Source organism: Sinorhizobium terangae (assembly GCF_029714365.1).
GTDB classification, from domain to species: domain Bacteria; phylum Pseudomonadota; class Alphaproteobacteria; order Rhizobiales; family Rhizobiaceae; genus Sinorhizobium; species Sinorhizobium terangae.
Genome location: NZ_CP121659.1, coordinates 2894324 through 2915473 on the forward strand (window position 1 = coordinate 2894324; position 21150 = coordinate 2915473).

Genomic DNA, 21150 nt, shown 5'->3' on the forward strand with positions numbered 1-21150 from the left:
CTCGTATCCAGAGTTGACGCCCTACAACGCCGCGCGTCCAATCAGACGCGCCAAGGTCGCTGTAGCACTGTGAACTGCTGCATGATGCATCGTGCAGTAGCGGCTCCCTCTATTGCTGCTGCCCGCTCGCGTCCAGCGCAGATCAGGCATATTTGATTCATCTTTGGCATAAAACCGCAGCAAACGGCAGCAATCCTATCATCAGAAATCATTACATCGCGTTACCAAGCGCGCGAAAGACACTTTGGACGAATATGCCCAACAAAAAGCCGCCGCTCCTTTCGGCGCGGCGGCCTCTGATTTCCTTTCCGACCACTCTTATTGCGGCTGCGGTTCGAAGCCGCCTTCCGGCTCCTCGCCCTTGGCACCGGCTTCCTTCTTCGTGCCGGCGGAAGGGACGGCCGAGCCACGATGCGGAGGCGTGTCGTCTCCAAGGTCGCGTGCAGGCTTCTCGCCGCGGATCAGCGCCTTGATTTCGTCGCCGGTCAGAGTTTCGTATTCCAGCAGGCCTTCGGCGAGGGCTACGAATTCGTGGTTCTTCTCCGTCAGGATGTGACGCGCCGTTCCGTAAGCGTCGTCGATCAGCCGGCGGATCTCATTGTCGATCTTCTGTGCGGTCGCTTCCGAAACGTTCTTCTGCTGCGCGACGGAGTGACCGAGGAAGACCTCCTGCTGGTTCTCGCCATAGGCGACCTGTCCGAGCTGATCGGAGAAGCCCCATTGTGTCACCATCGCACGTGCAAGCTTCGTCGCCTGCTCGATGTCGGAGGACGCGCCGGAGGTGATGTTCTCCTTGCCGAAGGTCAGTTCCTCGGCAACGCGACCGCCCATCATGATGGCGAGACGCGAGATCATCCACTTGTAGCTCATCGAGTAGCGGTCGCCCTCGGGCAACTGCATCACCATGCCGAGCGCGCGGCCGCGCGGAATGATGGTCGCCTTGTGCAGCGGATCGGCGGTCGGAACGTTAAGCGCAACGATCGCGTGGCCGGCCTCGTGATAGGCGGTCAGCTTCTTCTCGGCCTCGGTCATGGCGGAGGAGCGACGCTCCGCACCCATCATGATCTTGTCCTTGGCGTCCTCGAATTCCTGCATGGTGACAAGGCGCTTGTTGCGCCGCGCCGCCATCAGCGCAGCCTCGTTGACCAGGTTCATCAGGTCCGCGCCGGAGAAGCCCGGCGTGCCGCGCGCCAGGACCTTGAGGTCGACATTCGGTGCCAGCGGCACGTTGCGGACATGCACCTTGAGGATCCGTTCGCGACCGTTGATGTCCGGGTTCGGCACGACGACCTGGCGGTCGAAGCGGCCCGGGCGCAACAGCGCCGGGTCAAGCACGTCGGGACGGTTGGTCGCGGCGATCAGGATGATCCCCTCATTGGCTTCGAAGCCGTCCATTTCGACGAGCAACTGGTTCAGCGTCTGCTCGCGCTCGTCGTTGCCGCCGCCAAGGCCGGCACCGCGGTGACGGCCGACGGCATCGATCTCGTCGATGAAGATGATGCACGGGGCGTTCTTCTTCGCCTGCTCGAACATGTCGCGGACGCGCGACGCACCGACACCGACGAACATTTCGACGAAGTCGGAGCCGGAGATCGTGAAGAAGGGCACGTTCGCTTCGCCGGCAACCGAGCGGGCAAGCAGCGTCTTACCGGTGCCGGGGGGGCCGACCAGCAGCACGCCGCGCGGGATGCGCCCGCCGAGGCGCTGGAATTTCTGCGGATCGCGCAGGAATTCGACGATTTCCTCGAGGTCCTGCTTGGCCTCGTCGACGCCGGCGACATCGTCAAACGTGACACGGCCATGCGCCTCGGTCAGGAGCTTGGCTTTGGACTTGCCAAAGCCCATGGCCCCACGAGAGCCGCCTTGCATCTGCCGCATGAAGAACAGCCAGACGCCGAGGATCAACAGCATCGGCAGCAGCGTGCCGATATAGCTCAGGAAGCCCGACGATCCGTCGGTTTCCGGACGCACGGTGACCGTAACGTCCTTGGCTTCCAGCCGTTCGGTCAAAGCGGTATCGACGGAAGGCGCATAGGTCTGGAAGGTGGCGCCGCTTTCGGAGTAGCTGCCGATCACCTTCGAGCCGGTGATCACGACTTCCTTGACGCGGCTGGCGTCGACGTCCTTCAGAAACTGCGAGAATGGAATTTCGCGTGAACCGGCGCGCTCCGTCGGCTGCTGGAACATGCTGAACAGCGCAATCAGGAGAAGCGCTATGATTGCCCAGAGGGCAAAATTACGAAAATTAGGGTTCATCGAACTCCCCGGAACCTGTCGCAGCTCGGAGATTTCTCCGAGCTACAGTCTTGTTCCTTAACATAAGGTTCTGGCGTGGCCTTGCCAAGGCAAACCGCCAGGTCCCTCTCCATTTCTGTCAAAATCATCGAATACCGGCGGAGCGGGGTAAGGTTCGCGCCCGAAAAGCATCGCGACCGCATTCGCCATAGTCCGGTCAAAACCGGGCAAAAAGGTGTCGTAAAGGGCAATGCGGCATTCGACTTTAGCCTGGACCAAGCCGGCGGCATCGGCTGGCGCTGGAGCGATGTGTGGCGCTGCACGGGCGGCTCGTTTGGCGATGCCGGGGAGCAGACCGGCATCAATAAGCCTTTGATCCCATTGACTATCCCGGTGCGAGGCAGTCACTATCACCGGGTAGCGCCCGCCGTTCGTCACGCTGAAGCGCCCGTCCCATACGTTCGCTTCGCCGGGACCGACAACGCAATCGGACAGGCTGCGCGCCTCACGGTAGAGATAGAGACCGTTTGGACGCCGGTCGTAGACAACGCCTCCCGCCGTCATGCGTCCCGCGATGCCCGCTTGCACAAAGCCGGCTATGCGCTCGATCGTCGCATGCCCCGGCAAATGATTGCGGCCGCCGAGAACTGCGGCGACGGACAAAAGCGCGCGACGCCAATCGGTATCGCTCATGTTTCCCGCCTGTGCCGCCGCAACCTCAGCCACGACAGTCTCGTGCACGCGGACATGACGTTCGATCAAGGCGGCTGCCCGCGCCGATGACGCGGCCCTTTGCGCGGCGCTCCATGGGGCAACGGGCGCCTCTTGCGAAGCTTTGAGTTCGGTCCGCACACGAACACGCTCGAACAGCGGATTGGCGTTGCTCGGATCATCGAGCCATTCGACACCCCGCGCGGTGAGGAATGCCCGTATGTCGGCACGGCTTAGGCCAAGGAATGGCCTCAACACCCAGATGCGGCGCCCGTATAGCACGGCGCTCGCCATGCCGGCGCTGCCGGGCCCCTCCCCTTCGCCGCGTGCACTGCGCATCGCGACCGTCTCGCGCTGATCATCTCGCGTGTGTGCGGTGGCGATGCAATCGGCGCCGAGCTCGGCGGCAGCATCGGCCAGCAGTTCATAGCGCTTCAGGCGTGCGGCCGCCTGGATCCCGGTTCGCGGCTTGTTGCCTTCCCAACGGCAGACACGATGGGGAATACCTAGCTCGGCGCAGAACGCTGCCACGGCTGCCGCTTCATCCGCGGATTCCGGTCTCAAGGCATGATCGATCGTGCAGGCTGCAAGCGAGAAACCGTCGCGATCCCTGTTTCCGATTACGGAGTGGAGCGCAAGAAGAAGCCCCTTGGAATCGCTGCCTCCGGAGACAGCCACGAGAATCCGGCAAGGTTTGGCGAAGGAACGCAGGAATTGTCTGGCCGCGGCTATGACGGCTCCGGGCACGCCGCGGGCCTCAGCAGCCAAAGCGGCTCTGTTCGCTCGACACCTTGGCCTTCACGGCGGGCGAAGCCTTGGGGTAGCGCTTGTTCACCTCGCGCAGCGTGGCGCAAGCGGTTTCCTTGTTGTCGAGAGCGCCAAGCGACATTCCGAGCTTCAGCAGCATCTCGGGCGCCCTTGGCGATTTGCCATGAGCCTGATGCGCGTTCAGGAAGGTCTTCGCTGCGTCGCTGTACTTGCCTTGCGAATATTGGGCTTCACCCATCCAGAAACTGGCATCGGCCGCCTTGTCGCCATTGGGAAAGACGTCGAGATAGTCACGGAACTCCTGTTCCGCCATGGAGTAATCGCCGGAAAGCACGTGTCCGTAGGCGGACTGGTAGAGATCTCCGGGATTGTCGAGAGAAGCGGTTTGCTGCTCGGTGCCCGGATTGGCGTTGATACCCGCACCGGCGGAGTTCGCCGTCCCGTTGTCGACGCCGGGGAGCGTGGCGTTGGCGCCAGGTTCAGCGTCCGTGGTCGCCGATATCGGATTGCCGCTCTCGTCGAAAATGATCTGCCCCAACGTCGTCGGCGGCGAAGCACCCGTCGAGCCGGGATTGGCGCCCGTTGCCGCCATGTCGTTGCCGCCGGCAGAAGGCGCCGCCGGGGTCTGGCTATCCGTCACCCCGGGGGTGACGGACGCCTGATCACTGGATTTCGGCGTTTCGACTGCGCCGCTCTTCTTGGAAGAGGACTTGCCGTTTTCGAGATCCTGGAAGCGGAACTCGTTGTCCTCCTGGAACTTCCGGATCTGTTCCTGCATCTGCAAGAGCTGGAAGCTCATTTCCTCGATACGCCCGTTGAGCGAGCGGATCTCTTCCTCGAGTTGACCGATCCGTCCGAGGTCGGCCGACTGCACCTTCACCACCGGCAAGTTCTGTTTGCTGGCGGCATCGGCATGGGTCAAGCGGGCGAAAAGCCCGGAAAGTGGCATGGCATTTGCCGCTGGCCCGAGACCCGAGAGGGCCACAAGACCAATCAGTCCTGCCACGACAAATTTCTTCATTTCATTTGTCCTGTTCGAATACCGAATACTCCCACCCCTGCGATCACGGTCCGCGATACTCGATACTGTCGCCGATTCTAAAGGTGAGTGCCGCACAGTTTTCCAATCGCTGTGAAAAAGCAACGGAGTTCGGCCAAAGTGTGGTAAAAAAGAAAAGGCGGCCCGTGGCCGCCCCTTCAAACCTCCACATCAGTGGCCGGACGATCACATGCCGGCGCCGCCGAGAACGGTAACGGCGCGGCGGTTCTGCGACCAGCAGGAAATGTCGTCGCAGACGGCAACCGGCTTTTCCTTGCCGTAGGAAATCGTGCGCATGCGATTTGCGGGAACGCCGCGGCTGGCGAGATAGTCGCGGGTCGCCGCGGCACGGCGGGCGCCGAGCGCCAGGTTGTACTCGCGGGTGCCGCGCTCGTCGGCGTGGCCTTCGACAGTGATCGCGTAGTTCGGGTACTTCGCCAGCCACTGGGCCTGACGGTCGAGCGTCGCCTGGGCATCGGCGCGGATGGAGCTGGAATCCGTATCGAAGAAGATGCGGTCGCCGACGTTGACGGTGAAGTCCTGCTGCGAACCCGGCGTTGCAGCACCTGCGCCAAGTCCGAGGCCGGCGGCATCGTTCGGCAGGTTCTTTTTGGAAGCGCAGCCGGCAAGAGCGAGCGTCATAACGAGAGCGATCATGACAGGATTGCGGGCGATGGTCTGCATGCGGCTCGCGGCCGGGGTGTCAATTCGGCTCATGGGCCGGGTCTCCTTGGAAGTGTCTGATTCACGGTTGCCAGACTGTAACCGGAAGCGGTTAATTGCTTTTCAACTGTTATGGTTAACAAATCGATAATTTGCGTGGGGCGCCTGCTAGAACAGCACTTTGCGGCGAGAAAGCGGCACATCGGCCACATTTCCCGCCACACCTGTGGACACCCGATCACGATAATTTCGCGCAGATCGTAAATGTGATCGGTTGTGGTCCACGCTATCCGGAGATGCACAGCGGTCCTGCAGCGCCGCGCGTCTTATCAGACGCGCAAAAGTAGCTGTAGCGCTCTGAAGTGCTGCAAGTTCTTATCCTAAATCGGCGACGATTTAAGGAAACATGCCGTAGGCTACGACATGCACCAAACAAAGAAGCGCGCCGCGTGAATCGGCCGCGGCGCGCTTCAGCAAGTAAAGACGCGGGATGCGGGCGGAGAACCGCTCGCGCTCCTCTCGTGCGCTTTATTCCATCAGGGGAGACCAGGCCGGGTCGGATGCAAAGCCTTGGGTCTGGACCGGCTGCTCGTTGTAACCGGTGAGGTCGATCGAATAGAGCTGCGGCCCGCCGGCACCGGCATTCTGGCGGAAGAACATCAGCACGCGGCCATTCGGCGCCCAGGTCGGGCCTTCATTGTGGAAGCCGGTGGTGAGGATGCGCTCGCCCGAACCGTCTGGCTTCATGACGCCGATCGAGAACTTGCCGCCCGACTGTTTGGTGAAGGCGATGAGATCGCCGCGCGGAGACCAGACCGGCGTCGAATAGGCGCCGTCACCGAAGGAAATGCGCGTCTGGCCCGACCCGTCGGCGCCCATGACGTAAAGCTGCTGCTTGCCGCCGCGGTCGCTTTCGAAAACGATCCTGCTGCCGTCCGGCGAATAGGACGGCGACGTGTCGATCGCCGCGGTGTTGGTCAGCCGCGTCGTGGTGCGGGAGCGCAGGTCCATCGTGTAGATGTTCGCGTTGCCTTCCTGCTGCAGGCTCATGATCACCCGCTGGCCGTCCGGCGAGAAACGCGGCGCGAAGGTCATGCCCGGGAAGTTGCCAACCACCTCGCGCTGTCCGGTTTCGAGCTGCAGCAGGTATACGCGCGGCTGCTGGTTCTCGAACGACATGTAGGTGATTTCCTGACGGTTCGGCGAGAAGCGCGGGGTCAGTACGATGTCGTTCGAGTTGGTGAGCGCACGCGCATTGGCGCCATCCTGATCCATGATCGCGAGCTGGCGCTTGCGCGCCGTCTTCGGACCGCTTTCGGCGACATAGACGATGCGGGTGTCGAAATAGCCCTTTTCGCCGGTGATCCTCTCATAGATCGCATCGGCGATGATGTGGGCGACGCGGCGCCAGTTTTCCGGCTGCGTGTAGAATTGCTGGCCCAGCATCTGCTGGCCGGCAAAGGTATCCCAGAGACGGAATTCCGCCTTCAGCCTGCCGTCGCCTTCCTGGGTGACGCGACCGATGACGAGCGCCTGGGCATTGATGACCTTCCAGTCCTCAAATCGCGGGGCAGCATCCGGGTTGGAAACTTTCTCGATGAAGGCGCCCTTGTCGATCGGTGCGAAAAGGCCGGAGCGCTTAAGATCGGCAGCGACGACGTCGGAGATCTTCTGACCGAGTTCCCCCTGCAGGAAGTCGGTCACCGCGATCGGCAGCGGCTCGACGTTGCCCTTGTTGATGTTGAGCTCGACGAGCGCGTTAGCAGGCGAGGCAACGAGCCCGCAGCCTGCGACGAGCACCATCAGGAGGCGAATAAAATTGCGTCTCAGCATTTCCATAAAGCCTTTCAGCCTCTCATTTTTCTAGGCGGGATGAGGAAAAGTGCGCGCGGTTTTCCGCCCGCTCCCGCCCCAACCTGTTTAGAGCATTGAGCTCGGGTCGAAATTGACGACGACCTCGCTCCACGAATCGTATTTGTCGGCCGGCAGTCCCTTGAAGGGTGCGGATTTGAGGATGGCGCGGCGAGCGCCGCCCATGAGCGCCCGGCGCGCCGCATCGGAGCCACCGCTCGCTTCCACTTCGGGCTCGCCGATCAGCTCGCCATTCGGGTCGAGCCGCATCGTTACCTTGATGCGGACATCAGCCGCGTCGGCCATGCCGGGGATGATCGACCAGTTGTTCTGGATCTGCCCGCGAAGCGCGTCCATTTCGCTCTGCGAAAGCGTGTTGCCGCTGGTCGTCTTCTTGCCGCCGAGCGCCGCCTCCTCGGTCGAGCGCTTCGCGCCGCCGCCGGAGGATTCCTGCTTGTTGAGCAGCGCCGCGATCTCGTCGGCATTGAAGTCGCTCTCCTTGGCGGAGGACGCCTTCTTCTGCTCCTTCTTGGTCTCTTCCTTCTTGCGCTCCGGTGTCTTTGCCGTCTGCGCCGGCTTTTCAACCTTGGGCTTGGCCATCGGGGTCGGCACCTTGTCCGGCAATGCCTCGGCCTCCGGGTTTTCGGCCGGCTGCTCTTCGGCCGGGGCCGGTTCCGGCTTGGTCTCGGGCTTTACCTCCTGCTTCGGCTCGGGCAGCGCCGCGACTTCCGTGGCGGGCTCGGAGGCCGGCTCGGGTTCCTCGACCTTCTCGATCTCCTCCTTGACGGGATCCGGTGTCGGCAGCGCCTTCTCGGTCTTCTCCGGCGCGGCCGCCGATTCATTCTGGACCGGCTTCGTGTTGGGCGTCGGCGGTGTCTTTAGGTCCACGTCGTTGTCGCCGACGTTCTCGGCGTTCTCGACCGGCGTCGGCTTCTTGGTCGGAACCGGGGAAGCCTTTTCCTTCGCGGGAGCCTTCTTGTCACCCTGCTGGATCTGCGTGATCGATTCGATCGGGACGATGTCGACGGGCAACGCCTCGACATCCGCGACCTCGAAGTCGGCCGGGCTACCGAGCGAAACCAGCGCCCAGGTCAGTACCAGGGCGTGGAGGACAGCAGATGTTGCGAGACTGCCCTTCATGACCGGGGATCACTTTTCCTGTTCTTGAAGCGTGACAAGGCCGAGGTTCTTGAAACCGGCCGCGGAGATCCGCGCCATGACCTTCATCACCGTGCCGTAGTCGGCATTCGTGTCGCCGCGCACATAGATGCGCTCGTTGTAGCCGGTGGTGGCAATGGCCTCGAGTTTCGGAACGACCTCGTCGATCCCGATCGGCGTTTCCTGCAGGAAGATTTCACCGGCCGGATTGACCGAAACGGTAATCGGCTGGGTATCGGAGTTGAGCGCCTTGGCCTGCGTCTCCGGCAAATCGATCGGCACACCCACCGTCATCATCGGTGCCGCCACCATGAAGATGATGAGCAGCACCAGCATCACGTCCACGAAGGGCGTGACGTTGATTTCGCTCATGATCGCCTTCTTGCCATTGCGCCGACGGCGCCCGCCGCCCGAACCCTTGGCTCCGCCAACTGCCATACCCATCAGCGTGGTCTCCGTGCTCGAGGGTCGTTATTGCGCGGCCTGGCGCGAGGACTGCAGCTTCTCGTCGATCTGCCGCGACAGGATGGCGGAGAACTCGTCGGCAAAGGCTTCCATGCGCGCCGTCAGCTTGCCGGCATCGGCGGAAAACTTGTTGTAGGCGATAACGGCCGGAATAGCGGCGAGCAGGCCGATAGCGGTCGCAAGAAGCGCCTCGGCGATACCGGGCGCGACAACGGCAAGGTTGGTCGATTTCGACCCGGCGATTGCCTGGAACGAGGTCATGATACCAACGACGGTGCCGAAGAGACCGATGAAGGGAGCGGCCGAGCCGATGGTCGCGAGCGAGCCGAGCCTTGCCTCGAGTGTCTCCGATTCACGGGCGAGCGTCACGTCCATGGCGCGGTCGATACGCATCTGCAGGCCGATCGGCGAGCGGGCGCCGCGCTCGAAGCTCTTCTTCCATTCGCGCATCGCGGAGACGAAGATCGCGCCCATGCCGGCCGTCTGCCGGTCGGAGAGCGTGCGATAGAGCTCTTCGAGCGATTGGCCGGACCAGAAAACCTGCTCGAAATTATCGAGCTGACGGCGAACACGGCCGTAGTTCAAAGTCTTGTCGACGACGATACCCCAGGTCCAGACAGAGGCCGCGATCAACCCCAGCATGACCAGCTTCACGACAAAGCCCGCTTCCATGAACAGCGACCAGAGGGTCACATCGCTCGTCGCGGCCAATCCAACCTGTTCCATCGTTTCCAGTCCCCGAATCCAAATACCCGGCAAGAGCGGTTCATGCTCATGACCGGGTCGCCCAAACGTCCTGTTGCAAAAATGCCCCGGCATCGCCGCTGATCGCGGCATTGCGATCTAATGCTTCAGGTTGCCTTCTTGCCGTCAATTTTGGTCAAAGGATGACGTGCACTGCACAAATCCTAATGCACGGATTAAGACACCATTATGGTTAAAGGAATGTTACCGGGCAGACATTCCTGTGGCGGACGCTCTGGAACTTCACCACGCTATCGCACGTTTTCCCCGCATGACGCTCCAGATGTCCGGAAAAGAGAAATCAGCGCCATCGCGGCTCGACCCCCGCGACCGCTTGATCCTTGCGCTCTATGCGCAATTGAAGGCCGAGCGAGAGACACGCTGCGCCTTCGAGGAGGCGATCGCAAACGGTGTGCTTTCGAAGGAAGTGCTCCAGGCACTGCTTGCCGATCCCGTCCCCACCGTCACCGGCGAGCACATCGCTGCCATCGAACGCGTGCTTGCGCGTGACCCTCCTCGCAACGAGCCGGAGCCGCGCCGCAGGCTCGGCCGGTGAATGGAGGAACGATGGCGGCTCGCGCACTTTGGAAAGGTCAACTTCGTCTCTCGCTGGTTTCGATCCCGGTCGAGCTGTTCAGTGCGACCCGCTCGGGCGCCAGCGTCTCATTCCGCCAGATCCATAAACCTTCGGGCAAGCCGATCCACTACCAGAAGGTGGTGGAAGGCGTCGGGCCCGTCGACGTCGACGATATCGTCAAGGGCTACGAATACGAGGACGACAAATACGTTCTCCTCGAACCGAAGGAGGTGGATTCGATCAAGCTCGAGACAAAGAAGACCCTGGAACTGGTTCAGTTCGTCGGCGTCGCCGACATCTCGCCCCTCTATTTCGACAAGCCGTACTATCTCGTCCCGGCAGATGAACTTGCGGAGGATGCCTACCGGGTCGTGCGCGACGCGCTCCGGCAATCGGAAAGGATCGGCCTGGGTCAACTGACACTGAGAGGCCGCGAATATCTGGCGGCGGTCAAACCCTGCGGCGACGGCCTGCTGCTGGAGACGCTGCGCTATGCCGACGAATTGCGGAAGGCCGACCCGATGTTTTCCGACATCTCCGGCAAGAAAGCTGAAAAGGAGCTGCTGGAGGTCGCCAGCGCCCTTATTGAGAAGAAAACCGCGCCCTTCGACGCCAACGCCTTCAAGGACAACTACACGGCAGCGCTGAAGGAGCTCGTCAAGCGCAAGATGAAAGGCAAGTCGACGCGGGTCGCCGTCGAGGAAGGTGAACGGCCGGAGCGGCGTGGGGACAATGTCGTCGACCTGATGGCGGCGCTGAAGAAGAGCCTCGAAGGCGGCGAGGGGAAGAAGCCGCAGCCAAAGGCGCAATCCTCCTCGCGCCGCGGCCGGCGGAAATCGGCGTGAGGACGATCCATGGCTGCTCGCAACGAACCCCTTTCCGAATACAACCGACGCCGCGACTTTGCGAGGACGAGCGAGCCCAAGGGAACCGTCGCCCGGGGACATGCCGGCAGAAAACGCTTTCTGGTCCAGAAACACGATGCCACCCGCTTGCATTACGACTTCCGGCTCGAATGGGAGGGTGTGCTTAAAAGCTGGGCCGTAACGCGCGGCCCTAGCCTCGATCCCGAAGACAAGCGCCTTGCGGTGCGCACCGAGGACCATCCCTTGGCCTATGGCGACTTCGAAGGCACGATACCGGAAGAGGAATATGGCGGCGGCACGGTCATGCTTTGGGATACCGGCTGGTGGGAGCCGGAAGACGACCCAACCCAAGGCCTGAAGAAGGGCAAACTCTCGTTTCAATTGCACGGGAAGCGGATGAGCGGCGGCTGGGCGCTGGTGCGCATGCGGCCGCGAGATGATGAGAAGCGCGAAAACTGGCTGCTGATCAAGGAAAAGGACAAGGACGCCTCGGACGATGGAGAACGCCTCGTTGAAGACAACCTGACGAGTGTCCGTACCGGCCGCACCATGGATGAAATTGCTGAAGGCAAGGGCGAAAAGCGGGGGCGGGTCTGGCATTCGAACAAGAGCACGGCCGCCAATCTCAAGGCCGGCGCGGTTGCCAAGAACGACAATCGACGCAAGCCCACGACCCGAAAATCCTCCGGAAAGCTGCCCGCCTTCAAGGCACCGCAGCTTGCAACCCTGGTCACGAAGGTACCCGCCGGAGACGAATGGCTGAACGAAGCCAAGTTCGATGGCTACCGCTTGATGGCTGCTGTTGGCGGCGGCACCGTCCGCTGCTACACGCGCAATGGTCTCGACTGGACCGAGAAGTTTCCGGCCATTGCCTCCGCACTTGCAGAGCTTGATTGCAAGTCCGCCCTGATCGACGGTGAAGTGGTGGCGCTGTCGGATGAAGGCTCGACTTTTTCGGCCCTGCAAAGGGCGATGAGGACCGGCGCCAGCACACGGCTTTACGCTTTCGATCTCGTCGAACTCGACGGCAAGGACCTGAGCCGCAAGCCGCTTATCGAGCGAAAGGAACGGCTGAAAGCCTTGCTCGACACGCTCGGCCCCACCTCGACCGTCCAGTACAGCGAGCATATTCAAGGCAAAGCCGAGCACGTGCTCGCCGCCATTTGCAAGGCCGGACAGGAAGGGATTATCGCGAAGGAGGCGAATGCTCCCTATCGCAGCGGACGCACCCGAAGCTGGCTGAAGGTCAAATGTACGAAACGCCAGGAGTTCGTCATCGGCGGCTACACCCCGTCGACGAAAAAAGGGCGCGCCTTCGCCTCGATCCTTCTCGGCACCTTCGAGGGTGATAAACTGGTCTACCGCGGCGGCGTCGGCACCGGCTTCGGGCAGAAGACCATGGAAGAGCTTGCGGCCGCCTTCGCAAGGCGAAAGCGCAAGACGTCACCGTTCGACAGCGTGCCAAAAGAAAGGAACCGGGATTCCGTCTGGCTGAAGCCCGATCTTGTGGCAGAGGTGGACTTCACCGAGCTTACCCATGACGGACATATCCGCCACGGCTCATTCGAGGGATTGCGCGAGGACAAGGAGGCCAAAGCCGTGAAACTGGAAAGACCGAACCCCACGGACGCCGCGGCGGAGACCGGGAAGGGCAAACGCGCGACGAGGGCACGGACAGTGGCGCCTGCGAAGGGCGATGCCGATATCCTCGGGATCCGCATATCGCATCCGGACCGCGTTCTCTTTGCCGGCCAGGGCGTCACCAAGATCGACCTTGCCCGCTACTATGCAGTCGTTGCGGACAGGATGCTGCCCTTCGCGGCCAACCATCCCGTTTCGCTGGTGCGCTGCCCGCAAGGCGGACAGCGGCAGTGCTTCTATCAGAAACATGCCAGCGACGGTTTTCCGAAGGAGATTCGTGAAGTTCCGATCGAGGAGGCGTCGGGCGAAACCGAGAAATACATGTACGTTCGCGATGCGAAAGGTCTCGTTGCCGCCGTGCAAATGGGTACGCTGGAGTTTCACATCTGGGGTGCAACGATCGACCGGCTGGAAAAGCCCGATCGCCTGGTTTTCGATCTCGACCCGGATCCCAGTGTCGACTTCGCCACCGTCAAGGCGGCTGCCGCCAGCCTGAGGGATGAACTTGCCAATATCGGCCTCAGAACGGTTGCCATGGTAACGGGCGGTAAGGGTGTCCACGTCATTGTGCCGCTTCGACCGCATGCCGAGTGGGACGAGGCCAAGGGGTTCGCCAAGGAGATGGCGCAGCGTTTCGCAGATCGCGATCCGGACAACTTCATCGCCACCATGTCGAAGGCCAAGCGCAAGGGCCGGATCTTCATCGACTGGCTCAGGAACGACCGCGGCGCAACGGCGATTTGCCCCTACTCCACCCGCGCCCGGGAGGGCGGGCCGATTGCGACACCGGTCGACTGGGATGAGCTCGAGGATCTTGAGGCCGCCAACACATTCCACATTCCGGACATTCTTGAACGCATCGAATCCGGCACCGATCCGTGGGCGGATATCGGCGAAATCAGGCAGTCGCTGACGAAGAAAATACTGAGTTCGGTCGGCGACTGATCTTCGACCACTGAGACTTCATGGCCGGGTCACTCGACCCGAGTCGGAATCTTGTGCCCTGCGGCGAGGAACTTTATCGCCAGCGCTTCCGGCAAGCGGCGCGGTCGGCCCTGCCCGTTGATAACGGCGATGATGACCTTGGCGGCGATCAGCAGGGTGCCGTCGCGACGGACCTCCTGCTGCAGCACCATTTTGGCACCACCCGCCTTCTCGGTCGTCGTCTCGATCGTCAGGATGTCGTCCATGCGCGCCGGCAACTTGAAGTCGATCTCCATGCGGTGAACGACGAAGACGAGGCCTTCCGTATCGCCTTCTATGGCAAGCGATGCCTGCTCGACGCCGAGCAGCCGCAGATAGTCGGTTCTGGCCCGCTCCATGAAATGCAGGTAGCGCGCATGATAGACGACGCCGGAAAAATCGGTGTCCTCGTAATAGACCCGCTGCACGAGTCGGTGGCCGTTCTCGGTCAGTTCGCCCGCGAGCGAAATTAGTGACATCGTCTCATTCTCCGGGAGGATTCTTCTTTTCCTGTGCAGGAACAAAAAGCCATTTGCAAGCATTGCAGCTTTGTCACAATCCTATCCTATCACCTCACCATGTCCTTCTTCGCGATCAGGAGAACCGTGCATGAAGATTGCAATCCTCGGCGGTGATGGTTTCGTCGGCTGGCCTACCGCGCTGCATCTATCCGATGCGGGCCACGACATCCATATTCTCGACAACCTTTCCCGCCGCTGGATCGATACGGAGCTCGGCGTGCAGTCGCTGACCCCGATGGACTCCATCCAGGAGCGCACCCGCATCTGGCATGCCGAGACGGGCCGGCGCATCCACTTCAACCTGATCGACCTCGCCCGCGACTACGAACTCCTCAAGAACTGGCTTGCCGAGCACCGGCCGGATGCGATCGTCCATTTCGCCGAGCAGCGCGCCGCGCCCTATTCGATGAAGAGCGACCGGCACAAGAACTACACGGTCAACAACAACGTCAACGCCACCCACAACCTCCTCAATGCGCTGGTGGAATTGAGCCTCGACGCTCACCTCGTGCATCTCGGTACAATGGGCGTCTATGGTTATTCGACCGTCGGCGCGGCGATCCCCGAGGGCTATCTGCCGGTCGGGATCGAAACGACGGATGGCGAGACGGTGAGCCAGGAGATTCTTTATCCGTCCAATCCCGGCTCGATCTACCACATGACCAAGTGCCTCGATCAGCTTCTTTTCCAGTTCTACGCCAAGAACGATGGTCTCCGGATCACCGACCTGCACCAGGGCATCGTCTGGGGCACGCACACCGAACAGACGCGCCGGCATCAGCAGCTCATCAACCGTTTCGACTATGACGGCGATTACGGCACGGTGCTCAACCGCTTCCTGATCCAGGCAGCAATCGGCTACCCACTGACGGTTCACGGCACCGGCGGCCAGACCCGCGCCTTCATCCATATCCAGGATTCGGTCCGCTGCATCGAGCTCGCGCTCAACAATCCGCCTGCGCGCGGCAGCCGTGTCGAGATTTTCAACCAGATGACCGAGACGCATCGCGTCCGTGATCTCGCCGAAATGATCGCCGCCATGACCGACTCCAGAATCGCCTGGCTGCCCAATCCCCGCAAGGAGGCCGCCGAGAACGACCTGGTGGTTCATAACGAGAAATTCCTGGCGCTGGGCCTCGATCCGATCCGCCTTCAGGACGGCCTGCTTTCGGAAATCGTCGATGTGGCAAAGAAATTCGCCTACCGCGTCGATCGTTCGCGTGTCCCGGCTGTCTCCGCCTGGACGAAGGACATTGCACCCTTGATCAATCACGATCCGGAAGGCAAGCGACTGAAATCCGTTTCATGACCCCTGCGACGCCCCAGCCGGGGGGGCTCCGCCCCTCCTCGCCTCCTGCCGCCCGCCACGCCTTCGTGACGCTCGTCACCAATGCCGAGTATGTGCTCGGCGCACGCGCACTGCTGCGGTCGATCCGGCTTACCCGAACGCCCGCAGATATCGTCGTGCTCTACACCGGCGGGGTGGATGCCGCCGCGCTCGAGCCGCTCACGCAATTCGATTGCCGCCTCGTCGAAACGGAGCTCCTGCCCCTTTCCGACGACTTCAACGCCCGCCATGCGCGCCGCAACGTCCACGAGAAGGTGCCCTTCACCAAGGGCCGGAAACCCGAATTCCACTCGCCGCTCGACAATTTCTGCAAGCTCCGGCTCTGGCAGCTCGTCGAATACGAGCGCTGCGTCTTCATCGACGCCGATGCGATCGTCCTGCGTAACATCGACAAGCTCTTCCGCTACCCGGAATTTTCCGCCGCGCCGAACGTCTACGAGAGCCTCGGCGATTTTCACCGACTGAATTCCGGCGTCTTCGTCGCGGAACCGTCGGTCGAGACGTTCGACAGGATGCTTGCGGTTCTGGACGCGCCGGGGGCCTTCTGGCCCCGTACCGACCAGACATTCCTGCAGAGCTACTTTCCCGACTGGCACGGCCTGCCGGTGACGATGAACATGCTGCAATATGTCTGGTTCAATCTGCCGGCGCTCTGGGACTGGCGCTCGATCGGCGTATTGCATTACCAGTATGAGAAGCCGTGGGAGGCGGATCACCCGCGCGCCGACGCTCTTCGGCCGCTGATCGAGCTCTGGCACGCCTACCTGACTGGCGAGAATATTCCGGACCTCCACACGCTCGACAATCCGCCACAACCCGGCGCCCTGACCCCATGACTCGCGTCCTTGTTTCCGGCGGCACCGGCTTCGTCGGCCGGTTCATCGTCGAGCACCTCATCGCCCACGGCTACAAGGCTGCAGTCGGCGGTCGCATGCCTCCGGCCACCGGGTTCTTCTCGCAGCCGGTAGCCTATGTTCCCCTCCGCCTCGACCCGGATGCGAACCAGATCACGGCATTCGACGACATCTATTATTTCGTACACGCCGCCTTCGAGCATGTCGAGGGCAAGTATCGTGGCGGCGAAGGCGCGGATCCGGAGGGCTTCCGGCGCGCCAACCTCGACGGCTCGGTCCGCCTTTTCGATGAGGCACGCGCGGCCGGGGTTCGCCGCTGTGTGTTTCTGTCGAGCCGTGCCGTCTACGGCGAAACGGCGCCGCCCCTTGTCGACGAGACGTCGCCGGCGATGCCCGACACGCTCTACGGCATGGTAAAACTAGCCGGCGAAGACGCCTTGAAATCGATGACCGGCCACAGCTTCGCCACGACCAGCCTGCGCGTGACCGGCGTCTACGGGCCGGCGGGTCCCGGGCGGAAACACAAATGGAGCAGCCTGTTCGCCGACTATCTCGCTGGCAAAGCGGTTCCGCCACGCGCCGGTACGGAAGTGCACGGCGACGACGTAGCTCAGGCTGTGAGGCTTGTGTTGGAGGCGGAGACCACCAAGGTCTCCGGCAAAGTCTTCAACGTCTCAGACGTGCTCACCGACAACCGTGAAATCCTCTCCATTCTGCAGAAGGCAACCGGTTGCTCCCATCCGTTACCGCCCGTGGCGGAGATGGCCGCTTTCAACGCAATGTCCACCGACAATCTGCGCGCGCTCGGCTGGGCGCCCGGCGGAAAGGACCGGCTAGCCGCGACGACCCGGGGGTTGGCGGGATACGGGACCTCGAACGCCGGCGATTGCCCCTCTCGTCGCGTTTAACTCGAGGAATAATCCTCTCCCCGCAAGCGGTGTTAGCGCATCGGCCCGAAAATCGGGCCCGATTTTCGGAAAGCACAATGCGTGGAATCAAAGAGTTACAGCGTCCTTTGTGCGTCCCAAAGGACGCACGACGCTGTAGGATGAGAGGGTTGGCCCGCGAGTCCCTTCGCCCGCCTCCGGGGAGAAAGCGGCGGCAGCCAGATGAGGGGCGAACCCAATCGAGAAACGCGGACGCCACCTACCCTATGTCGACAACAACAATCTCCGGCGGCACGCCGAAACGGATCGGCGCGAGCGAGCAACCGAGGCCGCCGGAGACGATCAGGTGGCGATCATCCTCGATCACGTGTCCGTAGGCATAGCGGTCGCCGTAGCTCGACGGCACCATCGGAGCGTGGCCGAGAAACCGTACCTGGCCGCCATGGGTATGGCCCGACAACGTCAGCGCCACACGCGACGGCACGCGGGGAAAAATGTCCGGCTCATGCGCCAGCAGGATGGCCGGAGCGGTGTCGCTGACTTGCGCAAGCGTGCCGTCGAGATCATCGAGCCCCTGCATGTGTTTGCGTTTCCACTTCTTACCCGCAATCAAGGCGCGCTGGTCCTCGAGGCCTGCCAGCCAGAAGCCCTGACCATCCTTCTCCAGCCGGACCGCCTGGTTGCTGTAGACCTTGATGCCGACGTCCTGGAGCGCCCTGTGTCCGAAGGTCGGTCCGCTGCCATTTCTCTGCGCGGTCTTGTCTTCCCACCAGTCGTGATTGCCCATGATGGCATGAACGCCGAGCGGCGCCGACAGCGTCGCCAGCGCCTTGGACCACTCGCTGGAATGAACGTAGCGGGTCACGAAGTTCATGCCGGCCGCATAGTCGCCGAGCAACACAGTAATGTCGCCACCGAGATCGTTCGCCTGCCGACAGATCGAGGCGATGCGGCTCGCGGACATCCAGGGTTCGCAGGCATGGATGTCGGCGAGTGCCACGATGCGCAGCTTCAACCCGGGCGTCCAGCCGGTCGGCGTCAGCGCGTAACGGGTCACGTTGAGCCGGGCCAACGGCTCGAAGGCAAAGGCATAGCTGCCGAGCGCCGCAAAGCTCGTGAAACTGCCGCCGATGAATTTCATGAAATCGCGACGGGTGATCATCCTCATTCGTCCTCGAGCGTCAGGCGGAATTGCGTCGCCTCGATATCCTTCGGCGGGTTGAGCCCGAGATGTTTCCAGGCGTTCGCCGTCAGCACCCGGCCGCGTGGCGTGCGCTGTATGAAGCCCTGCTGGATCAGATAGGGTTCAATAATATCCTCGATCGCATCGCGCGGTTCCGAAAGACCCGCCGCAATCGTGTCAATGCCCACCGGACCGCCACCGAAATTCTGGGCAATCATGGTCAGATAGCGACGGTCAAGCTGGTCGAGCCCCATATTGTCGACCAGCAACCGCGTCAGCGCCTCGTCGGCAAGCTCCCGCGTCACCGCCTCGACCCGCGCCACTTCGGCGAAGTCACGCACCCGGCGCAGGAGCCGGCCGGCGATGCGCGGCGTGCCGCGGGCGCGGCGAGCAATTTCGCGCGCCCCTTCGTCGGTCATGCCGAGGCCCATCAGCCGAGCGCCACGCCGGACGATCAGCTCCAGCTCCTCGACCGTGTAAAAATTGAGACGAACCGGAATACCGAAGCGGTCGCGCAACGGCGTCGTCAGGAGGCCGAGGCGCGTCGTTGCCGCCACCAGCGTGAACTTCGACAGGTCGATCTTCACAGAGCGTGCCGCCGGTCCCTCGCCGATGATGAGGTCGAGCTGGAAATCCTCCATCGCCGGATAGAGGATTTCCTCGACCGCGGGGTTCAGACGGTGGATTTCGTCGATGAACAGCACGTCGCGTTCTTCGAGATTGGTGAGCAGCGCCGCAAGGTCACCGGCCTTGGCGATCACCGGTCCGGACGTCGAGCGAAAATTGACGCCGAGCTCCTTTGCCATGATCTGGGCAAGCGTCGTTTTGCCGAGCCCCGGAGGGCCGACGAAAAGCACGTGGTCGAGCGCCTCGCCACGATTGCGCGCGGCCTCGATGAAGATCTTGAGATTGGCGCGCGCTTCCGCCTGTCCGGTGAATTCGTCGAGCGATTGCGGACGCAGGGTCGCGTCAAGATCCTCGCCCCGCTTCTCCGGCGCAATCAGGCGTGCGGCTTCACTCATCTCAAAACATCCATTCGGGCTGAACCGCGGTCATGGGAAAGCTGACGGCAAAGCCGGCCGTCCCGACGGCTGCGACGCTCAACCATACCGGGAGCGCGGCAGCCGATCCAGCAAGGTCGGCTCGCGATCCATGTACTCCGATGTCATTGTGGCTGCAGAAAGGCCTGCCATTCACCGGGAGAGTTCCTTCAGGCCCAGGCGGATGAGTTTGGCGCTGTCGGCGTCCTCTCCCCCATTCTTCAATGCAGCCGCGACAGCGTTTGCCGCCTGATCGCGCGAATAGCCGAGATTGGTGAGCGCCGAGACCGCATCGGAAACCGGCGCCGGCGCAACGCCTTCGCCGAGTTCCTGCTTCAGGCCGATCGACGGGGTCATCTCGCCGGCAAAAGCCGGAGCCTTGTTCCTGAGTTCGGTGACGATACGAACGGCCACTTTTGGCCCGACACCCGGTGCTCGGGAAATCGACGTTTTGTCCTGCAAGGCTATGGCGTTGGCCAGCTCGCCGGGCGTCAACGTCGAAAGCACGGCCAATGCGACCTTGGAGCCCACGCCCTGAACGCTCTGAAGCAGCCGGAACCACTCGCGCTCCAGCGCACTCATGAAGCCGAAGAGCTTCAATTGATCTTCACGCACATAGGTCTCGATGAAGAGGACCGCTGCCTCCCCGGCCCGCCCGAGCTTTGCCAGTGTCCGCACCGAACAATGGGCGACGTATCCGACTCCGTGGACGTCCAGAATCACGTGATCTTCGCCAATCTCGTCTATGGTGCCCTTGAGCTTACCGATCATCTGGCTTCCGTCTCTCTGCGTCCCTGAACCTGAAGATTCCCTGGTAGGTCATCATCCATCCTACCCCCTCTGGCCTGCCGGCCATCTCCCCCACAAGGGGGAGACCAGATGCGGCACCATCCGTGCCTCCACCGGAGCTTTCCGCTTGCTGACCTGTTTCGGTCGAAGCGAGGGGTAAGCGGCACGTACTCTCCCCCCCTTGTGGGGAGATGGCCGGCAGGCCAGAGGGGGTGACCCATCGCAACCGTCCCTTCCACGACTACCCCGCAAGCGCCGCAAGGCGACTCGTCACCGCCTGCCGGTTGTGCGCATGGCAGATGGCGATGGCGAGCGCGTCGGCGGCATCGTTGCCCTTGAACTGAACCTTCGGCATCAGCACTTTCAGCATCATGTGGATCTGCTGCTTCTCGCCATGGCCGACGCCGATCACCGCCTTCTTCACCGCATTCGGCGCATATTCCGCTACTCTGAGACCGGCACGCGCCGGAACCAGCATGGCAATCCCTCGTGCCTGGCCGAGCTTCAGCGTCGCTGTCGCGTCCTTGTTGACGAAGGTCTGCTCGACGGCGGCTTCGCGCGGCTGGTAGCTGTGGACGACATCGGCAAGCCCGTCGTGCAATTGGCAGAGACGTGACGCAAGATCCATCTCGCCATCCGAAATCACCGTGCCTGAGGCCACGAAACGCAACGAGTTACCCAGCGTCTCGATAATGCCCCAGCCGGTGCGCCGAAGGCCCGGATCGATGCCGATGATGCGAATCGTATTCTGCATGCCTCACCCTATGTCGGTCAGCCTAACGCTGCCAGCAAAAAGTGAACAAAACAAAAACATTACACAGGAATGCCCGGCGGTGTCGTGAAAAAG

The 21150-nt window shown here is 62.2% G+C and carries 18 protein-coding genes and 1 pseudogene; 6 read left to right on the plus strand and 13 right to left on the minus strand.

The window, feature by feature from the left end:
- Positions 1 to 318: 318 nt before the first annotated feature.
- The 8 genes and pseudogenes from ftsH to tolQ form a co-directional block, all read right to left on the minus strand.
- Entirely contained in the window at positions 319 to 2256 is a 1938-nt protein-coding gene (gene ftsH, locus QA637_RS13840; RefSeq protein WP_136508071.1) for an ATP-dependent zinc metalloprotease FtsH, read from the minus strand.
- Between the two features lie 104 nt (positions 2257 to 2360).
- A pseudogene (gene tilS / locus QA637_RS13845) lies at positions 2361 to 3693 on the minus strand (tRNA lysidine(34) synthetase TilS); the annotation flags it as partial.
- A gap of 10 nt (positions 3694 to 3703) precedes the next feature.
- Entirely contained in the window at positions 3704 to 4735 is a 1032-nt protein-coding gene (gene ybgF, locus QA637_RS13850) for a tol-pal system protein YbgF (protein WP_283061847.1), read from the minus strand.
- 204 nt (positions 4736 to 4939) lie between these two features.
- Positions 4940 to 5470, minus strand: coding sequence for a peptidoglycan-associated lipoprotein Pal (pal, locus tag QA637_RS13855; protein WP_153436541.1), 531 nt, complete (start codon positions 5468 to 5470; stop codon positions 4940 to 4942).
- A 474-nt stretch (positions 5471 to 5944) separates the two neighbouring features.
- Complete coding sequence (tolB, locus tag QA637_RS13860; protein WP_153436542.1) at positions 5945 to 7255, minus strand: Tol-Pal system beta propeller repeat protein TolB; 1311 nt, start codon at positions 7253 to 7255, stop codon at positions 5945 to 5947.
- Between the two features lie 81 nt (positions 7256 to 7336).
- Positions 7337 to 8407 (minus strand): hypothetical protein, encoded by a 1071-nt coding sequence (locus tag QA637_RS13865; protein WP_153436543.1) that lies wholly within the window; start codon positions 8405 to 8407, stop codon positions 7337 to 7339.
- A gap of 9 nt (positions 8408 to 8416) precedes the next feature.
- Complete coding sequence (gene tolR / locus QA637_RS13870; RefSeq protein WP_136508077.1) at positions 8417 to 8869, minus strand: protein TolR; 453 nt, start codon at positions 8867 to 8869, stop codon at positions 8417 to 8419.
- Between the two features lie 27 nt (positions 8870 to 8896).
- Entirely contained in the window at positions 8897 to 9616 is a 720-nt protein-coding gene (gene tolQ / locus QA637_RS13875) for a protein TolQ (protein WP_136508078.1), read from the minus strand.
- 301 nt (positions 9617 to 9917) lie between these two features.
- On the opposite strand from tolQ, the gene QA637_RS13880 reads away from it, so the two are divergent.
- Genes QA637_RS13880 through ligD form a run of 3 tightly spaced genes read left to right on the plus strand, consistent with a single transcriptional unit; the run spans position 9918 to position 13663 of the window.
- The gene (locus QA637_RS13880; protein ID WP_153436544.1) at positions 9918 to 10190 is read left to right on the plus strand and encodes a hypothetical protein; all 273 of its coding nucleotides are present in this window, start codon (positions 9918 to 9920) and stop codon (positions 10188 to 10190) included.
- Positions 10191 to 10201: 11 nt separating this feature from the next.
- Positions 10202 to 11056, plus strand: a complete 855-nt coding sequence (ku, locus tag QA637_RS13885) for a non-homologous end joining protein Ku (protein WP_283061849.1) — start codon at positions 10202 to 10204, stop codon at positions 11054 to 11056.
- A gap of 9 nt (positions 11057 to 11065) precedes the next feature.
- A complete protein-coding gene (gene ligD, locus QA637_RS13890) occupies positions 11066 to 13663 on the plus strand; it encodes a DNA ligase D (protein WP_283061850.1) in 2598 nt (865 codons plus the stop codon).
- Positions 13664 to 13692: 29 nt separating this feature from the next.
- Here the strand turns inward: ligD and ybgC are convergent, their stop codons facing one another.
- On the minus strand, positions 13693 to 14160 hold the full coding sequence (ybgC, locus tag QA637_RS13895) for a tol-pal system-associated acyl-CoA thioesterase (protein ID WP_153436546.1): 468 nt from the start codon (positions 14158 to 14160) through the stop codon (positions 13693 to 13695).
- Between the two features lie 130 nt (positions 14161 to 14290).
- Here ybgC and QA637_RS13900 point away from each other — a divergent pair, with 130 nt between their 5' ends.
- Genes QA637_RS13900 through QA637_RS13910 form a run of 3 tightly spaced genes read left to right on the plus strand, consistent with a single transcriptional unit; the run spans position 14291 to position 17312 of the window.
- A complete protein-coding gene (locus QA637_RS13900) occupies positions 14291 to 15511 on the plus strand; it encodes an NAD-dependent epimerase/dehydratase family protein (RefSeq protein ID WP_153436547.1) in 1221 nt (406 codons plus the stop codon).
- A complete protein-coding gene (locus QA637_RS13905; protein ID WP_153436548.1) occupies positions 15508 to 16386 on the plus strand; it encodes a glycosyltransferase in 879 nt (292 codons plus the stop codon). Before QA637_RS13900 ends, QA637_RS13905 begins: the two co-directional genes overlap by 4 nt.
- The gene (locus tag QA637_RS13910; RefSeq protein WP_153436549.1) at positions 16383 to 17312 is read left to right on the plus strand and encodes an NAD-dependent epimerase/dehydratase family protein; all 930 of its coding nucleotides are present in this window, start codon (positions 16383 to 16385) and stop codon (positions 17310 to 17312) included. The genes QA637_RS13905 and QA637_RS13910 overlap by 4 nt, the downstream gene beginning before the upstream one ends.
- A gap of 238 nt (positions 17313 to 17550) precedes the next feature.
- Here the strand turns inward: QA637_RS13910 and QA637_RS13915 are convergent, their stop codons facing one another.
- The 4 genes from QA637_RS13915 to ruvC form a co-directional block, all read right to left on the minus strand.
- Positions 17551 to 18453, minus strand: a complete 903-nt coding sequence (locus tag QA637_RS13915) for a metallophosphoesterase (protein ID WP_153436392.1) — start codon at positions 18451 to 18453, stop codon at positions 17551 to 17553.
- A 2-nt stretch (positions 18454 to 18455) separates the two neighbouring features.
- Positions 18456 to 19496 (minus strand): Holliday junction branch migration DNA helicase RuvB, encoded by a 1041-nt coding sequence (ruvB, locus tag QA637_RS13920; protein ID WP_153436393.1) that lies wholly within the window; start codon positions 19494 to 19496, stop codon positions 18456 to 18458.
- A gap of 171 nt (positions 19497 to 19667) precedes the next feature.
- The gene (ruvA, locus tag QA637_RS13925) at positions 19668 to 20285 is read right to left on the minus strand and encodes a Holliday junction branch migration protein RuvA (RefSeq protein WP_153436394.1); all 618 of its coding nucleotides are present in this window, start codon (positions 20283 to 20285) and stop codon (positions 19668 to 19670) included.
- Positions 20286 to 20544: 259 nt separating this feature from the next.
- Positions 20545 to 21057: a crossover junction endodeoxyribonuclease RuvC gene (ruvC, locus tag QA637_RS13930; protein WP_283061852.1), complete on the minus strand. Its 513-nt coding sequence runs from the start codon at positions 21055 to 21057 to the stop codon at positions 20545 to 20547.
- Positions 21058 to 21150: the final 93 nt, after the last annotated feature.

What these genes read in the sequence shown, in the direction of transcription:
- ftsH (WP_136508071.1), bottom strand. Translation starts at nt 2,256, where the DNA reads ATGAACCCTAATTTTCGTAATTTTGCCCTCTGGGCAATCATAGCGCTT.
- ybgF (WP_283061847.1), bottom strand. Translation starts at nt 4,735, where the DNA reads ATGAAGAAATTTGTCGTGGCAGGACTGATTGGTCTTGTGGCCCTCTCG.
- pal (WP_153436541.1), bottom strand. Translation starts at nt 5,470, where the DNA reads ATGAGCCGAATTGACACCCCGGCCGCGAGCCGCATGCAGACCATCGCC.
- tolB (WP_153436542.1), bottom strand. Translation starts at nt 7,255, where the DNA reads ATGGAAATGCTGAGACGCAATTTTATTCGCCTCCTGATGGTGCTCGTC.
- QA637_RS13865 (WP_153436543.1), bottom strand. Translation starts at nt 8,407, where the DNA reads ATGAAGGGCAGTCTCGCAACATCTGCTGTCCTCCACGCCCTGGTACTG.
- tolR (WP_136508077.1), bottom strand. Translation starts at nt 8,869, where the DNA reads ATGGGTATGGCAGTTGGCGGAGCCAAGGGTTCGGGCGGCGGGCGCCGT.
- tolQ (WP_136508078.1), bottom strand. Translation starts at nt 9,616, where the DNA reads ATGGAACAGGTTGGATTGGCCGCGACGAGCGATGTGACCCTCTGGTCG.
- QA637_RS13880 (WP_153436544.1), top strand. Translation starts at nt 9,918, where the DNA reads ATGTCCGGAAAAGAGAAATCAGCGCCATCGCGGCTCGACCCCCGCGAC.
- ku (WP_283061849.1), top strand. Translation starts at nt 10,202, where the DNA reads ATGGCGGCTCGCGCACTTTGGAAAGGTCAACTTCGTCTCTCGCTGGTT.
- ligD (WP_283061850.1), top strand. Translation starts at nt 11,066, where the DNA reads ATGGCTGCTCGCAACGAACCCCTTTCCGAATACAACCGACGCCGCGAC.
- ybgC (WP_153436546.1), bottom strand. Translation starts at nt 14,160, where the DNA reads ATGTCACTAATTTCGCTCGCGGGCGAACTGACCGAGAACGGCCACCGA.
- QA637_RS13900 (WP_153436547.1), top strand. Translation starts at nt 14,291, where the DNA reads ATGAAGATTGCAATCCTCGGCGGTGATGGTTTCGTCGGCTGGCCTACC.
- QA637_RS13905 (WP_153436548.1), top strand. Translation starts at nt 15,508, where the DNA reads ATGACCCCTGCGACGCCCCAGCCGGGGGGGCTCCGCCCCTCCTCGCCT.
- QA637_RS13910 (WP_153436549.1), top strand. Translation starts at nt 16,383, where the DNA reads ATGACTCGCGTCCTTGTTTCCGGCGGCACCGGCTTCGTCGGCCGGTTC.
- QA637_RS13915 (WP_153436392.1), bottom strand. Translation starts at nt 18,453, where the DNA reads ATGATCACCCGTCGCGATTTCATGAAATTCATCGGCGGCAGTTTCACG.
- ruvB (WP_153436393.1), bottom strand. Translation starts at nt 19,496, where the DNA reads ATGAGTGAAGCCGCACGCCTGATTGCGCCGGAGAAGCGGGGCGAGGAT.
- ruvA (WP_153436394.1), bottom strand. Translation starts at nt 20,285, where the DNA reads ATGATCGGTAAGCTCAAGGGCACCATAGACGAGATTGGCGAAGATCAC.
- ruvC (WP_283061852.1), bottom strand. Translation starts at nt 21,057, where the DNA reads ATGCAGAATACGATTCGCATCATCGGCATCGATCCGGGCCTTCGGCGC.